General features: G+C 60.3%; 11 protein-coding genes and 2 pseudogenes. 3 read left to right on the forward strand and 10 right to left on the reverse strand.

Features of this window, described 5'->3' with window-relative positions; genetic code table 11:
* Positions 1-24: 24 nt before the first annotated feature.
* Both istB and istA read right to left on the reverse strand, forming a co-directional pair.
* A complete protein-coding gene (gene istB / locus AO692_RS26380) occupies positions 25-753 on the reverse strand; it encodes an IS21-like element helper ATPase IstB (RefSeq protein ID WP_054308547.1) in 729 nt (242 codons plus the stop codon).
* Positions 686-2252 (reverse strand): annotated as a pseudogene (gene istA / locus AO692_RS26385) (IS21 family transposase). Before istA ends, istB begins: the two are co-directional and overlap by 68 nt.
* Positions 2253-2388: 136 nt before the next feature.
* Between istA and AO692_RS26390 the strand changes: the two are divergent.
* Positions 2389-3306: an amidohydrolase family protein gene (locus tag AO692_RS26390; protein WP_280138674.1), complete on the forward strand. Its 918-nt coding sequence runs from the start codon at positions 2389-2391 to the stop codon at positions 3304-3306.
* Positions 3307-3417: 111 nt separating this feature from the next.
* Here AO692_RS26390 and AO692_RS26395 read toward each other — a convergent pair whose 3' ends face one another.
* The 8 genes from AO692_RS26395 to AO692_RS26430 all read right to left on the reverse strand — a co-directional run bounded on the left by AO692_RS26395 (position 3418) and on the right by AO692_RS26430 (position 14145).
* Positions 3418-4566 (reverse strand): porin, encoded by a 1149-nt coding sequence (locus tag AO692_RS26395; RefSeq protein WP_054313048.1) that lies wholly within the window; start codon positions 4564-4566, stop codon positions 3418-3420.
* A gap of 281 nt (positions 4567-4847) precedes the next feature.
* On the reverse strand, positions 4848-5996 hold the full coding sequence (locus tag AO692_RS26400; protein WP_054313049.1) for a porin: 1149 nt from the start codon (positions 5994-5996) through the stop codon (positions 4848-4850).
* A gap of 561 nt (positions 5997-6557) precedes the next feature.
* On the reverse strand, positions 6558-8699 hold the full coding sequence (locus tag AO692_RS26405; protein ID WP_054313050.1) for a hypothetical protein: 2142 nt from the start codon (positions 8697-8699) through the stop codon (positions 6558-6560).
* Positions 8677-9705 (reverse strand): oligopeptide/dipeptide ABC transporter ATP-binding protein, encoded by a 1029-nt coding sequence (locus AO692_RS26410; protein WP_054313051.1) that lies wholly within the window; start codon positions 9703-9705, stop codon positions 8677-8679. Before AO692_RS26410 ends, AO692_RS26405 begins: the two co-directional genes overlap by 23 nt.
* On the reverse strand, positions 9702-10685 hold the full coding sequence (locus AO692_RS26415; RefSeq protein ID WP_054313052.1) for an ABC transporter ATP-binding protein: 984 nt from the start codon (positions 10683-10685) through the stop codon (positions 9702-9704). The genes AO692_RS26410 and AO692_RS26415 overlap by 4 nt, the downstream gene beginning before the upstream one ends.
* A 1-nt stretch (position 10686) precedes the next feature.
* Positions 10687-11520 (reverse strand): ABC transporter permease, encoded by an 834-nt coding sequence (locus tag AO692_RS26420; RefSeq protein ID WP_200911789.1) that lies wholly within the window; start codon positions 11518-11520, stop codon positions 10687-10689.
* A gap of 10 nt (positions 11521-11530) precedes the next feature.
* Positions 11531-12490: an ABC transporter permease gene (locus AO692_RS26425; protein ID WP_244483499.1), complete on the reverse strand. Its 960-nt coding sequence runs from the start codon at positions 12488-12490 to the stop codon at positions 11531-11533.
* A gap of 62 nt (positions 12491-12552) precedes the next feature.
* Positions 12553-14145 (reverse strand): ABC transporter substrate-binding protein, encoded by a 1593-nt coding sequence (locus AO692_RS26430; protein ID WP_161808133.1) that lies wholly within the window; start codon positions 14143-14145, stop codon positions 12553-12555.
* Positions 14146-14169: 24 nt separating this feature from the next.
* Between AO692_RS26430 and AO692_RS33230 the strand changes: the two genes are divergently transcribed.
* Positions 14170-14424, forward strand: coding sequence for a hypothetical protein (locus tag AO692_RS33230; RefSeq protein ID WP_161808134.1), 255 nt, complete (start codon positions 14170-14172; stop codon positions 14422-14424).
* A gap of 17 nt (positions 14425-14441) precedes the next feature.
* A pseudogene (locus AO692_RS32465) lies at positions 14442-15433 on the forward strand (IS5 family transposase).
* Positions 15434-15495 lie beyond the last annotated feature (62 nt).

The raw sequence follows: 15495 nt of genomic DNA on the forward strand, positions 1-15495 counted from the left end.
GCGCGGATCGGCGTTATGGGGTGATCAGGCGCGGTTCTTGAATCGCCAGGATTCGTTTCCGGTCTCGATGATCTCGCAGTGATGGGTGAGCCGGTCGAGCAGCGCCGTCGTCATCTTGGCGTCGCCGAAGACAGCGGGCCATTCGCCGAACGCCAGATTGGTGGTGACGATGATCGAGGTGCGCTCGTAGAGCCTGCTGATCAGGTGGAAGAGCAACTGCCCGCCGGCTTGCGCGAAGGGCAGATAGCCGAGTTCGTCGAGGACGACGAAGTCCAATCGGGTCAGGTAGTCAGCGATACGGCCCTGCTTGCCACCGCGGTGCTCGGTCTCGAGCCGGTTGACGAGATCAACGACATTGAAGAAGCGACCGCGCGTCCCGTTGCGGATGAGGGATCGGGCAAGGGCAATCGCCAGATGTGACTTGCCGGTTCCGGTGCCGCCGATGAGAACGGCGTTACGCTGGTCGGCGACGAAGGTGCCGTTGGCAAGGTCCCTGACCAGCACCTCGTTGACCGGCGTGCCGTCGAAGTCGAACTCCTCGATGTCCTTGGCGATCGGCAGCTTTGCGACGGTGAGCTGGTATTTGATGGAGCGCGCCTGCTTCTCGGCGATCTCGGCCGACAGCAGATCGCCGACGATCCTCGGCGGCTCGTGCTGGCGCTTGATGCCGGTCGCCATAACCTCGTCATAGGCACTGCGCATGCCGTAGAGCTTCAACGTTCCCATCAGATCCAGAACCTGCGTGCGTTCCATCAGCTTGCCCTCCTGAGGCTGTCGTAGCGGGCACAGTCGGCCTGCGGCTCATGGCGCAGGCGAAGAGCGTCCGGGGTGAGAATGGTGATGGCTGGCGCCGGATCGCGCCGCCGCGCCAGAATGTTGATGATGACAGCTGACGAGCAGACGTTCTGGTCGAGCGCCTCTTGGCAGGCGGCCTCCACGGCATCGATCCCGTCGGTCAACACCGCAGCCAGGATCGCCACCATCTGGCGATCACCGTCATCCGAGGACTTCAGTCGGCGCCGGGTCCGCTCCATCGCCGAGGGCAGAACCCAGTCCTGGAACGGCGCGCCATTGCGCAATGCGCCGGGCTTGCGGGCGAGCACGGGGACATAGTGCCAGGGATCGTAAATGGTCTCACCGCGCCCGAACGAACGGGCGTGTTCGGCGACGACAACGCCATCCTGCCGGATGACGATCCTGCTGGCATAGGCCTGGATCTCGACCGGTCGGCCCACGGCAGTCGACAGCACCGAGTATTTGTTGTTGTCGAAGCGCACCGTGCAGGTCTTCGATACCGAGGCGGGGACCGTGTGGAAGCCGTCGAAGGGGCCGCGATACTCGACAAGTTTGCCGCGCTCCTCCTCGAACACCTCCCAGATCGTGCGCTCCGGCTGATCGATATGACGGTGCGTCTTGGTGTAGGCGATGCATTTGTCGAGCAGCCAGGCGTTGAGTTCCTCATAGGATTTGAAGCGCAGCCGCGGCGTGAAGAAGCGCTCGCGCACCAGCCCGACCTGGTTCTCGACTTGACCCTTCTCCCAGCCCGACGCCGGCGTGCAGGCGACCGGCTGCACCAGATAATGGCTGCACATCTGCAGGAAGCGGCGATTGTATTGCCGGTCCTTGCCGACGAATACCGTCTCAACCGCCGTCTTCATGTTGTCGTAGATGCCGCGCGTGCAGGTGCCGCCAAAGAAGGCGAAGGCCCGGTCGTGCGCGTCGAACACCATCTCCTGCGTCTCGCGCGGATAGGCTCTGACGAACATCATGCGGCTGTGGCAAAGCCGGACATGGGCAACCTTCACGGTCACAGTCACGCCATTGATGAGGACGATCTCGTGGCTCCAGTCGAACTGGTAGGCTTCACCCGGCGCGAAGAACAACGGCACATAGGCTTCCGCCGTCGCTGATCCCTGCGCCTTCGCCCAGCTCTTGGCGTATCGGCGAACCGCGTCGTAGCTGCCGTCGTATCCGAGACCGCGGAGCTCCTCAAAGATTCGGATCAGCGTTAGCCGCTCGCGCCCCGCCTTGCCGTGATTGCCACCTAAAAGCCCGTCGAGCTGATCCTGCCAGGGGCCGATCTTTGGCATCGGCTGATGCTCACGCTCGTAACGGAACTCCGTCGCGTTCGACCGCAGCACCTTCCGGACAACCTTCCGCGATATCCTCAACTCGCGGCAGATCTCCTTGATCGACTTCCCCTGGACCAGCGAAAGCCGACGTATCTTCGCAATCGTCTCCACAACCAACATCCAAAACAAATGCCCCCGATGAAACCGAAGGCAGTGTGACAACCCTGCGTTACAGGGGTCCTTTTTGGACGCCGGTCACCCCTGAAACGGGGTCCTTATTCCACGCCGAAACACAACCAAGGACGATGTCGGTGTTCTGCCGGCTTACAAGGCGCTTTCCGATGCTGGCGAGCTAACCGCCCATGTTACGGGCATGGTGCTCCTGAATTCTAAGAGCGGTCCCGAAGCGCTGGAGGTCTACGACACCCTGGCAGCAAAATTCCCTAAGACACCCGACCTTATGGTTGGTGGCATCAAGATCCTCGCCGATGGCGTGATTGAATATCCGGCCCAGACGGCATCGCTCTCCCTGCCTTACAAGAATCTCGGCACACCCGGACCGGAAGTGATCGGAACCGAGAAATTCAAGGCATTGGTAACCGCGGCCGACAAGCGTGGTGCGCTGGTCCATATCCATGCCATCGGCGACCTGGCGGCAACCGACGCGCTCGACGCAATCGCGGCAGCCCGCAAGGCCAATGGTGACAGCCGCATTCCTCACACGATCACGCATCTCGAGGTCGTCAAGCCCGAAGACAGGCTGCGCTTCAAAGCACTCGGCGTCATCGCCTCCATGCAATTGCTATGGTCTGGGGCGGACGAATACACCACCGATCTGGTCAAGCCCTATCTGGACGAAAGTCTCTCGAAAACGCTTTACCCGGCTCGCTCACTGGCAGACGCCGACGCCATCGTCGCCGGTGCCAGCGACTGGCCCGTTACCTCGCCAAACCCATTCCTGGCGATGACGGTCGCGATCACACGGCAAGGCACCAAGGGAGTACTCAACCCCGAAGAAGCGATGACGGCCGAGCAGATGCTTTATGCCTATACACGCAATGCCGCCCAGGCCGTGCGGCGCGAAGACCGTATCGGCTCGATCGAGCCGGGCAAAGCCGCCGACCTGGTGCTGGTCGACCGCGATCTGCTCGCCGCAGCGCCCGCCGAGATCGCGGACACCAAGGTGCTGTGGACCATGTTCGGCGGAAAGAAGGTATTTCAAGCCGATAAGTAGTTCGCCCCAGGCCCTGGGTGAAAACGTCAAAACCGCCGAAAGCAACGCTTTCGGCGGTTTTTGTTGGCAAGAACAGCGCGACTGAACTTGTGCTTTGTCCACGTAGCTGCGCTAGAACGTCCGCTGGAAGCGAAGAATACCGCCCAGGTTGCTCTTCTTTACCGCACTAGTCCAATTGAAGCTGTCCTTCGAACCGACACGAAGGTAGTCCACTTCGGCGGTTATCTGGAAGCCCGGCCTCACGTCGTGTTTTACGTTGGCCGCGAGCGCGAGGTTCTTGCTCCCGTCAAAGGAGACCTGTGCATTGAGAGAGGTCCTTTCGGTGACGGCGTAACTGCCGCCTGTCCAAATCGCCCAGTTGCCGCCCCATTCTTTGAAGAAGTTGCGGGGGGCGTTCCTGTCGGTGCCATAGCCAGCCAGCACAAACAAATCGAAGCCTTGTGCCACGGCAACATCGACGCGGACCTTGCCTGCCCACTCCTCAAAGTTGCTGTCATAGGCACCGACGGCGGTAACCGTGCCCCAACTTTGCTTGTACTTAACGCCGCCTACGACGTTCGGCACATAGCTGTCGATGGAATTGTCGCCGGAACCATCGTTCGAACCCTGTTCCAACGATCCCACAGCGCTGAACCCATTGCCGCCTTCGAAATAATATCGGACCATGTTGGTGTCGAAGCCGCCATAGGGGATCAGCGTGTCCTGGATAACGTTGCCGGCATAGTCGACGAAGGAATCGAAGGCCGTATCGGCCTTACCGACACGCAGCCCCCCGAGTTGGATCCAGGCAGTGGTCAAGGTGACGTTTTTGTTGCCCGCCTGCCATTTGGTGCCAGGCAACAACGGGCCTGTGTCATCCGGGTCGGAATAGTCCCCGCTGCTGTTGCTGAAGTTGAAGCGGGTCATGGTGAACGTCTTCAACGTGCCGAGTTCCGTCTCCTGGCCCGTGGACGTGTTGAGCTGCAGGCGCGCCAGCGTCTTCCAGGTCGAGTGCGTGCCCTTGCCCATCTGGTCTGGGACGTGGTTCACACCATTGAACGTTCCCGTATCGCCGGCTCCGATGTCAACGCGAATATAGCCACCGATGCGCAGGCAGGTTTCAGTGCCGGGAATGTAGAAGTAGCCGCTGCCGTAGACATCGCAGATCCTGAGGTATTCGGCGGGTTCCGGTTCGGCAACAACCACTGCGTCGGCAGCGTGGGCAGCAGATACTGCTACGAGAGCCGCAGCAGAACCGAAAAGAAGGCTCTTTAAGTTCATTTTACTCCCCCAAAATTCGTAAAAAGAATGACGTTTGCATCCGCGTGGTTTCCACGTCGGCGACTTCGGCGGGCACGTGCCCGGTCGTTCATTGGTGCAGTCGCATCCCTCCCCGGGGCACTCGGCAAAGCGCCGGCGCTCCTCCAATTGCAATGGACAGGTGTTTGCGGCCGCCAGCGGTTTTCTCAGACGCTGAAATGCAAAGACCGGCAGGCAATTCACAGCCCGCCGGTTCAATCAGAAGCAAAAATTTCGAGTATCAATACAATTCGCAATTTAAACTAAAAAGAACGTTGGAATCGAAGAATACCGCCGACGTTGTTCTTCTTTACGGCTCCGCTCCAGCTGTAACCGTCCTTTGCGCCGACATGCAGGTAGTCGGCTTCGGCGGTTACCCGGAAGCCAGGCACGATGTCGTATTTGACGTTGGCGGCAAGTGCCAGATTCCGGCTGCCGTCGTAGGAGACCTGCGCGTTGAGGGACGTCATGTTGTTGACGGCATAGGTACCGCCTGCCCAAATCGCCCAGTTGCCGCCCCACTCCTTGAAGAAGTTGCGGGGAGCATTCCTGTCGGTGCCGTAGCCGGCAAGAACAAACACGTCGAAGCCTTGCGCCAAAGTCACATCGAGGCGGGCCTTGCCGGCCCATTCCTCGTAGTTGCTGTCGTAGGCGCCGACCGCGGTTAAGGTCCCCCAGCTCTGCTTGTATTTGACGCCACCGACCACATTGGGAACGTAGCTGTCGATAGAGTTATCGCCGGAACCGTCGTCCGAGCCTTGCTCCAGCGAGATCACCCCACTGAGGCCGTTGCCGCCATCGAAATTGTACTGGACGACGTTGCTGTCGAACCCGCCATAAGGGATCAGCGAATCCTGGATGACGTTGCCGGCATAGTCGATGAAGGCGTCGAACGCCGAGTCGTCTTTGCCGACGCGCAGGCCGCCCAATTGAATCCAGGCAGCGATCAGGGTGATGTCTTTGTTTCGTGCCCGCCACCGGGTTCCGGGCAGCAGCGGGCCGGAACCATCCGGATCGGCATAGTCGCCGCCACTGTTGCCGAAGTCGAAGCGGGTTATCGTGAACGTCTTCAGCGTCCCGAACTCGGTCTCCTGGCCCGTCGATGTATCGAGCTGCAGGCGCGCCTGCTTCTTCCAGGTCGAATGCGTGCCTTTTCCCATCTGGTCAGGGACATGGTTGACGCCGTCGAAGGTGCCGCCATCGCCCAGGCCGATATCGTAGCGGACATAGCCGCCGATGCGCAGGCAGGTCTCCGTTCCCGGAATGTAGAAGTAGCCCGGGCCATAAACGTCGCAGATCTTGACGGGTTCGGCGGGTTCCGCTTCCGCGACCACAACAGCGTCCGCGGCGTGAGAAGGCGGGACCGCAATCAGGGCTGCGGCGCATCCGAGAAGAAGGCTTTTAATGTTCATTCCTGCCCCCAAGAAAAAAATTTGAAATGAATAAAGTGCTTCGGCGCGCAGGCTGGCGCCGTTCGTTGACGAAACAGAAGGCAACCGACAGGATCGGCTGCCCTATGGATCTCGATGAAATGAGTCTCTAGGCACGCGCCCTCCCCCAGCGCCGAGCCTGTTGCCCGGCACTCCCTCAGCAGTGAAAAAATGGCGTCTACCGATGCCTCGCCCTTTGCCCCTCAGCAAAAATGGCAGCTATGCAGTGATGAAAAGCCCAGAACAGCCTTCCACGAATTGCACCTCTTCTTGAGAAAGCCGATTTCGATATCAGCTGAACGGTGCCTATTCTTACTTGGATATTTTTGTCATCAGGATCGGACCACACATAGTCCAACAACCGGCAAAGTATTGCGTTTTTCGATGCCGTTGTACGCTCGCGCAGGTCTTGCATGCCGTTCCATCATCCCGGTGGCTCATGAAACATGCCGCTCGCAGTCAGATGTCGATTGTGTTTCTCAAAAAGTTGTGGCGACCCTGGCCCAGGGTCGCCACAGTCGGAGCTAAAAGCAGGATGAAGCGTCACGAGACCGGAATAGCTGCCTTGTGCAAACCGGCCGGCTTGATCACGGCCTCGATCACCTGTTTGGCACGAACCTGCGCCCGGGTCATCGCACGAACCTGCCGCGCGAGTTTGGAAAGCTGCGCATCACGGCTTTCGCCATCCGATTCTTCACCGAGGACAGCCAGCTCTTTTTCGGCCAATCGCAACAGCCGCTGCAACTCTGCGGCACCGGACGAACATCCGTCGAAACCGCGCAGCGCCCCTGCCGCATCGACAACGAGGACCCGGGCTCTGTCATTAGCCCGGGACAACACGCCTTGCGGCGAAGCAGCCAGGGTCAGTTCCCAGAATGTGTTTGTCTCGTCGTAATAGTAGTAGCCGTGCCCGGGATCCCGGCAATTGAGGCCACGATCTGCAGGCCCGATGCACGCGAAATAGGTGCCGGTGTTCTGGTCGTCTGGCTTGAGCACGAAAGTGCTGGCGATCGAACGGTGCGCGGGCGAACAATCCCACTGCTCACCCGCATTCCAGCGCTCGCTGACCTCATCGAAGTCGCCCTCGGGTATCTCTCCGCCAGTCCTGTAGAGCGCGGTTAGATAATCGAAATCGATGCCGCCGTAGCCTTCCATCATCACCTTGTAGTGGAAACGGTTGCGGCCCTCGCTTTCCTTGGTCAGCAGACGGCGGATCGCGATGCTGCCCGTATCCTCATAGATGACCTTCGGGTCGAAGGTGAACCAGCCTCCGGCGAGCGAATACTGGTAACCGTAGGAGGGCGCACCATTCAGGTGCCCGGAACGTGGGCTCAGCGCATTGTTGTTGGCGTACAGGAAGTCATAAGCCTTGCCGAGCGCGTCATATGTCGCCTCCCGAATGATCGGGTTCGGCTTTTCCGGAGCACCGCTGCGTGCCTCGAAACTGTAGCCCTGTCTGCTGTCTGCCCACATCCCGCCGGCCGTGCCGAGCGTGATACCGGCGTCGCCGACCGGATAGGAAAGCTGCATATCGCGTGCCTCGGCTGCACTGTTGGCAAACTGCAGCGCGTGGAAGGTTGCCGGCCCGCGCCGCACGCCGTAGCCCCATTGCTCCTTCGGTTCACCGGTGCTGGCACCGCCGTGATGGACGTACGCGACGCCCTTGCTGTTCATACCAGGGTGACCGCCCATATAATCGCGACCGATGACCGGGATGGATCCCTTCACCGAAAACGGCGTGTAAATGAAGTTGTTGCCTTCATCCGGGAAAGCCACGATCGTGGCCTGGAAGGTGCAATCATGATCGGTGGTCGCTGCGGCGACCAGCCTGCCGTCGGTCGTTGCATCGCCCCATGCGCAGACGCCGCTGCACATGTCGGTGATCTCGCCTTTGAGCTGGCCGGCACCTTCCGTTCCGACACCGAGATAGGCGGCAATGGTCTTGTCGTTTTCCTTGTCGGAATTGCCAAAGGCGAAGGGGCGAACTTCCTTCGAATAGGGTCGCGTGCCTGTCCAGATTGCCAGCACATTGTCGTATGCGATGGGAGCGCCGGCGTCCGTCGCGCCTTCGGCCCAGCCTCTTGCGAAATCCAAAATCTCCGGCATGTATTTACGCAATTCCGCTTCCCAATTGCGCATAGCATCGAGTTCGACCGCGCTCAGCACACGTTCGGCCTGCTGCCTGAAGATCCAGTCGCCGTAGATTTCGATGATCTGCTGCGCATATTGACGACCCATGTCATGGTTCGATCCCTGCAACACGACGACAGGGCAGATCGAGGGCACCAGAGGAATGTCATCCGAAAACTCGGTTTCGGTGCCGGTCTTTGTGACGATACGAAGTTCGCCATGTTCAACGATCTCGTCGGCCCGGCAAGCTTCGGCAATCTTGTCCGCGGCCGCTTTGATCGCCTGGAAATCTGATACCGCCTGGCTCAGGTTGTCGTCGGGGGCCAGCGGCGAGGCAAAATCAGCGTAGGTGCCGTCGATCCTGCCCAATTGCCACTTTGCCTTGTAGAGATCGACATTGACGCTTTCGAGGGCCCGTCTTGCGGACACGTAGACTGGATCGCGCCAATCGCGCTTCACCAATTCGCGATTGGCGAAATGCACTGCGTAGTGCGCGTCCGTCTGTGCCTTCATGGCGGCACCGACCTGTACGTCAGAGAGCGGATGCGTTGTCATGTCTGCTGCCTTTCAGAATGCCGTTTTGCTGAGCTGTGGGTATCGCCTCGGCCATCGAAAGGGCCTCGGCGTGATGACAGGCGACCGAGTGTCCCGGCGCGGCCTGCCAGACGATGGGTTCGACGCGCCGGCACACGTCGGTCGCAAACCGGCATCGCGTGTGGAAACGGCAACCCGAGGGAGGGTCGATCGCGCTCGGCAGGTCCCCCTCAAGCACGGCGCGCTTTTGCCCAGCCGCTGCAGGCAGCTTCGGTGAGGCATCGAACAGTGCGCGCGTATAAGGATGGATGGGGTTCGACCAGAGTTGATCGGCGCTCGCAATCTCGACGATCCTGCCGAGATACATCACCGCCACGCGGTTGGACACGTGCTCGACCACGGCAAGATCGTGCGAGATGAACAGGTAGGCGATTCCGAGCGTGCGCTGCAGATCGACCAGAAGATTGATGATCTGCGCCCGCACCGACACGTCGAGAGCCGAGACTGCCTCGTCGCAGACGATCAGCTTCGGTTTTAGCGCCAGCGCCCTTGCGATACCAACGCGCTGACGCTGCCCACCGGACAGTTCGTGCGGGTAGCGATCCGCAGCTTCGGCCCCTAACCCTACTCGCTCAAGCAAAGCGACGACCTGATCCCTGCGGTCGCGGGCTCTTCCCTCGCCCCAGACGACAAAGGGCTCCTCCAGGATGCGGCCGATCCTGGAACGTGGATTGAGACTGCTGAACGGATCCTGAAACACCATCTGGACATCGCGCCGCAACGGCCGCAACGCGCTCTCCTGCAGCGGGGCGATATCCCTACCTTCGAGGACGATGCGGCCGCTGGTCGGCTTGTAGAGGCGCAGAATCGTGCGCCCGACGGTAGATTTTCCGCAGCCGGATTCACCGACCAGCCCTAGCGTCTCGCCTGGCTTTATCTGAAACGACACCCCATCGACTGCACGCAGCGCGCCAACGCGATCCGGGAAATGCTTGTGCAGGTCTTCAACCGAGAGGAGCGGCGTCATATCGCCTCCGCAACAGCAAAGTGGCAGACAGCCAGCCGATCATGCGTCACAGTTCTGGCCTCGGGCCGATCGGTGCGGCAGACAGCGTCGGCGCGTTGGCAACGCTCGGCAAAGGAGCAACCCGCCGGCAGCGCGTGCAAAGGCGGCACCGCGCCTGGGATCTCGGTAAGGCGGTCACGCGACCGGCCGGCTGCGCGCGGCTTCGGCAGCGATCCCAAGAGCCCTCGTGTGTAAGGATGTGCAGGCCGCGCAAGAATTTCGCCGGTCGCCGCCGCCTCGACGATCCGCCCGGCATACATCACCAGGGTCCGTTCGGCGGTATCGGCGACGATGGAAAGATCGTGGGTGATCAAAAGCATCGACATGTTCATCGTCTTGCGCAGGGTTGCCAGAAGCTCAAGGATCTGTGCCTGAACAGTGACATCGAGCGCCGTCGTCGGCTCATCGGCAATCAGCAGCTTCGGCTCGCAGGCAAGCGCCATCGCGATCATCACGCGCTGGCGCATCCCGCCCGAAAGCGTGTGCGGGAATTCGTCGACGCGGCGATGCGGGTCTGCGATGCGCACCTGATCCAACAGTTCGACGGCGCGACGGCGGCTGACCGCGGCCGATACATTCTGATGGCGCCGGATGCCTTCCTCGATCTGCTCGCCGATCCGCATCAGCGGATTGAGCGACGTCATCGGCTCCTGGAACACCATCGATATCTGGTTGCCGCGAACCCTTTGCATCTCGGCATCCGCCAGCCCGACGAGATCGCGTTCACCGAGCATGACCCGACCCGAGACACGAGTGCTGCCGTGCCTCGGCAGCAATCTCATGATTGCCAATGCCGTAACAGATTTGCCAGAACCGGATTCACCGACCACCGCCAGGGTCTCACCGGCGCGTATTTCAAAGCTGACCCTGTCCACGGCACGCACGACGCCCTGAGCCGTCCTGAATTGCACCGACAGGTCCTCGACCTTCAAGACAGCCATCTCAACGCTCCCGCCGCCTGGGATTGAGGGCATCGTTGAGGCCATCTGAAACCAGGTTGATGCCAAGGACGGCCATCAGGATCGCCAGCCCGGGAATGCCCGACACATACCAGGCATTCCGAAACACGCTGCGCCCCGCACCGGTCATCATGCCCCAACTCACCGAATTGGGATCACCGAGCCCAAGGAAAGACAGGGACGATTCCGCCAGGATCGCACCCGCAGCGATGATCGACGTCATCACTACGATCGGAGGCAGCACATTCGGGAATATCTGGCTGACGATGATGCGCCAGCTCGGCATGCCCATGACAACGCAGGCAAGCACGAAGTCCTGGCTGCGAAACTTGAGAAACTCGGCGCGCGTCACACGCGCCACTGTCGTCCAGCTTACGATGGCGATCGAGATGATGACGCTGAGCAGCGAAGCCTGTAGGATGGTGACGAGGACGAGCGCAAGCATGATGTCCGGGATCGTCTGGAACATTTCGGTTCCGCGCATCAAAAGGGCACCCAGCCTACCTCCGTAAAAGCCTGCCAGCGCGCCTATCGTGCAGCCGATGAGCGCCGTCACCAGGCTTGCCGCGATACCGACGAGCAGGGAGACGCGAGCGCCATAGAAGAGCTGGACGAAGATGTCCCGCCCAAGCTGATCCGTACCGAGCGGAAACTGCCAGGTCACGAACGGCGCGATATAGGGGGCACCGGCTATGCGGCGTGGGTCGCCAGGAAAAAGCCAGGGCGCCAGCAGGGCCATCGCCGAAGCCGTCAGCACGATGGCAAGCCCGAAGACTGCCCCTCGATTTTGCCGGTACCGGCGCCAGAATTGCAGCAGCGGTTCCATGTCAGTTCACATCCATGCGCCGGTCTATCCATGCGGACAGGAGATCCACGATCAGGTTGGCGCAGACGACCAGAACGGTGCTCATCAGCAGGATGGCGAGCAGGACGTTGTAGTCACGCTGCAACGCGGCCTGGAAGGTCAATCGTCCGAGGCCCGGCCAGCTGAACACTGTCTCGATGACGATCACTCCGCTGAGCAGCGAACCCAGTTGCACTCCGACTAGGGTCAGCAACGGCAGCAGTGCATGCGGGAGCATATGCCGCCATAACACTGTCCGCTCTGAGAGGCCTTTCGCTCGTGCGGTGCGAACAAAATCGCTGTCCAGCAATTCAAACATCGAGGCCCTGACCAGGCGCGTATAGACGGCGAGATAGAACAACCCAAGCGTTAGCGCAGGCAGCGTCATGTGACGCCCGACGTCGAGCGCATAGGCAATTCCCGTTTTTCCGGAGCCGACCGTGTCGAAACCACCCACGGGCAGTAGCCGCAACTTGACCGAGAACACGACGATCAGGCTGAGGCCGATCCAGAAGGCAGGCATCGCATAGAGGACCATCGACATGAACGCGATCGTCCGGTCTTTCCAGGTCTGGCTGTAGCGCGCGGCTGTCACCCCCAGGAACACCCCGCCGAGAAGCGAAACGCCGATGCTGAACACCAGCAGGAGAACCGTCGGCCAGAGCCGCAGCAGAATGACGTCCAGCACTGGCGCCGAATTCTGGAACGACCAGCCGAAATCCAGATGAGCGACCTTCGACAGATAGATACCGAACTGCACCCAGATCGGTTCGTCCAATCCCATTTCATGCCGAATATGGTCCTTGAAAGCTTGGTCGGCGCCTTGCGCCTTGGCCACGAAGGCGTCGACGGGGTCGCCAGGGATCAGCCGCACCAGGAAGAAATTGACCACAAGGACGCAGGCAATCGTCGGGATCGCCTGCTTCAGACGGTTTACGGCCACCTGAAATGCCCAAGGGGTCGTTTTCCGGCGCACTCGCACCGCTTGCGATGACGATGCGTCCATCATTTCTCGAGCCAGGCGTCTGCCCAGTTCTGCAGCGGCCACACGGGTCCGGTCGAACCCAGCTGGACACGTTTGTTGAACACGTTGTGACTTTCATACTCGACAAGCGGGATCAGCGGCAGGTCGCGAGCCGCGATCGTCTGGATCTGGCGTACCGCAGCCAGGCGCTGGTCGGCATCGATGGCAGACTCCGCAACGTCGATGGCCTTGTCCATCTCCTCGTTGCGATAGTCGGTGGCATTGGTCTGCCAGCGACCTTTGCTGATGGCTTTCGACCAATAGTAGTCGAACACCGAAATCTGCGGATCGACCAGCGTGCTGATCACCTGGATCGAAAGGTCGAAATCGTAGTCGGTGTAGATCCGCGCATTATGGGTCGCGTAGTCGGAGACGATGATGTTGCCGTTGATGCCGATATTGGCGATTGCCTGTTTGATGTATTCGCCGATGACGTTGAGGTCGTCACCATTCGGGTCGATGTTGAGTGTAAACCTCCAGCCATCGGCCCCTTTGGGATAACCAGCTTCATCGAGCAGCTTGTTTGCCTCCTCGACATTCAAGGCAAGCTCCGGCAGCGCGGGTTCGAACAGGAAGCTGTCGGAACGGATGGGCCCGCGCGCCGGCGCCGCCATGCCGGAGTACACGGCGTTGCAGATGAAGGCGCGGTCGATGGCCATGCTGATGGCACGCCGGACGCGCACATCCGACAGTTCCTTTCTGCGCAGATTGACTTCGAGAGCGTTGACGCCTTCGGTTGCCTTGTTGCCGGTCGCATCGACGGCAATGAAAGGCAGTTCGGAAATCCGCTTCAAATCCGCTTTGCTGACCGGGCTGTTGACGCCGGCGTCGATTTCGTCGGCCTCGAACGCCGCGGCGCGGGCACCCGGATCGGTGATGATGCGGAAGACGATCTGGTCGAGATAAGGTTGCGCCTTCTCGCGAAAATCGGGATTGCGATCGAGCACGATCGAAGAGCTGCGGTTCCACTCCTTGAAGCGGAACGGCCCCGAACCAACCGGCTTGTTGATCTGCGGGTTCTTCAGAATGTCGGCAACATCGTAAAGGTGCTTCGGAGCGATCGGTCCGAACGCAGCCAGCATGCCCAGGAACGGGAACGGCGGCATCGGCTTGGTCAGCTTGAACACAACGGTCTTGGCATCCGGGAGGTCGGCCGACGTCACATTGGCGAACAAGGTGCTGCCGAAGGCATTGTACTTCTTGCCGAGCTGAAGAATGGAAAATGCAACGTCCTCGGACGTCAACGGCTTGCCATCGTGGAAATGAATGCCGTCGCGCAGCCGGAATTCGTATTGGGTACCATCCGGCGAGTATTTCCACGATTCCGCCAGCACACCCTCGAACGAATTGTCGGCTTTGAGGCGCAACAGCGTTTCGAAGATCTTGGAGCCGATCGTCAGTTCCAGGTCACCGGTTTCGATCGGTGAAAAGATGCTCCTTGGATCGTCATAGACGGCAACGCGGAGTACGCCCCCACTTGAAGGTTGCTTGGCTTCCTGTGCAACCAGCCTGCCGACCCATGGCAGCAAGGACAGGCCGCCGCCCATTGCCAGAACAGTTCGTCTCGAGATCATAGTCTTCCCTCCCATGAGGACGGTTTGCCCGCCCTTGTTTTCGTGAGCAGGCGACGCCATGCTTTGGGTTCAGGCTTGCGCTGCGGCATCGTGCCGATTGCTCGAAACGGCCTTCGACGTTGTATTCCTGATTTCTGGCAGCTCGGCGAAATCGCCAACAGTCCAACAACCGGCAAAGTATTGCATTTTTCGATACCCATCGATGAAAACGGCAAAATGCCGGCGTTGGTGCACGGATCATTCAGCGGTCGTGATGTAGGCGAACGGCGATCTCAATAGCCGGTCTGCCTCCAGTCATGCCTTTCAAACACAATGCCGCCCGCCGTCATCGCATCGGGAAGATGAAATTCAAGGTGACGAACTGGCCGGAATATGAGGCGGGCCTCCGCCGACGTGGCAGCTTGACCCTGTGGCTGACGCCGGAGGCGGTTGACATATGGGTTGCTCCACGACGAACAACGCGTGGTGGCCAGCCTCGCTATTCTGATCTTGCCATCGAGACAGCCTTGTCCCCGGGCATGGTGTTCGGACTGCGGCTACGCCAGGCCGAAGGCTTCCTTGAATCGGTATTGCAATTGATGGGATTGGCACTCTCCGTCCCCGATCATACCACGCTCAGCCGTCGGACACGGACATGGCAATCGCCCAGCAAACGGCAGCATCCTCAGGTTCCTCTGGGCGGACGGGTGCATGTTCTTGTCGATAGTACCGGCCTTCAAATCTATGGCGCGGGCCAGTGGCTGAAGGAGAAACATGGCGCGCCAAATCCCGTCGCGGTTGGCGCAAACTGCATCTGGCGCTGGATGCCGATAGCGGCGAGATCATCGCCCACACAATGACCGACCAGGACACAGGCGATGCCTCGCAGGTGGGGCCACTTCTCAATCAGATCGACGGTCCAATCGGACGGTTAACCGCCGATGGTGCCTATGATGGAAAGCCCATCTACGACGCGATCATCAACCACAGTGCCGATGTTGCCATCGTCATTCCGCCACGGGTCAATGCGGTCGAACCGGCCGGCAATCGATCTCTCGGCCAAAGAGATCAGCATATCGCCGCGATAAGCAGAGACGGGCGGATGAAGTGGCAAGCTTCCACCGGCTACGGCAAGCGTGCGCGGGTCGAGACCGCCATCGGACGATACAAATCCATCATCGGACCGCGTCTGCGGGCTCGGTCGTTTCACGTTCAGCAGACGGAAGTCGCCATCGGCTGCGCCGTCCTCAACCGCATGCTTGCCTGCGCACGCCCGAAGTCCGTCCGCCGCAAGGCAAAGCGAGCGTAGCCCACGTCATCAAACAATCAAAGATCGAGATCCGCCGTGCTCCAGATCCGTGCACCAAAGCC

This window comes from Mesorhizobium sp. 1M-11 (assembly GCF_001303895.1).
GTDB lineage: Bacteria > Pseudomonadota > Alphaproteobacteria > Rhizobiales > Rhizobiaceae > Mesorhizobium.

Coding starts and splice junctions, on each gene's coding strand:
- AO692_RS26395 (WP_054313048.1), bottom strand. CDS start 4,566: ATGAACTTAAAGAGCCTTCTTTTCGGTTCTGCTGCGGCTCTCGTAGCA.
- AO692_RS26410 (WP_054313051.1), bottom strand. CDS start 9,705: ATGACGCCGCTCCTCTCGGTTGAAGACCTGCACAAGCATTTCCCGGAT.
- istB (WP_054308547.1), bottom strand. CDS start 753: ATGGAACGCACGCAGGTTCTGGATCTGATGGGAACGTTGAAGCTCTAC.
- AO692_RS26430 (WP_161808133.1), bottom strand. CDS start 14,145: ATGATCTCGAGACGAACTGTTCTGGCAATGGGCGGCGGCCTGTCCTTG.
- AO692_RS26415 (WP_054313052.1), bottom strand. CDS start 10,685: ATGGCTGTCTTGAAGGTCGAGGACCTGTCGGTGCAATTCAGGACGGCT.
- AO692_RS26405 (WP_054313050.1), bottom strand. CDS start 8,699: ATGACAACGCATCCGCTCTCTGACGTACAGGTCGGTGCCGCCATGAAG.
- AO692_RS26400 (WP_054313049.1), bottom strand. CDS start 5,996: ATGAACATTAAAAGCCTTCTTCTCGGATGCGCCGCAGCCCTGATTGCG.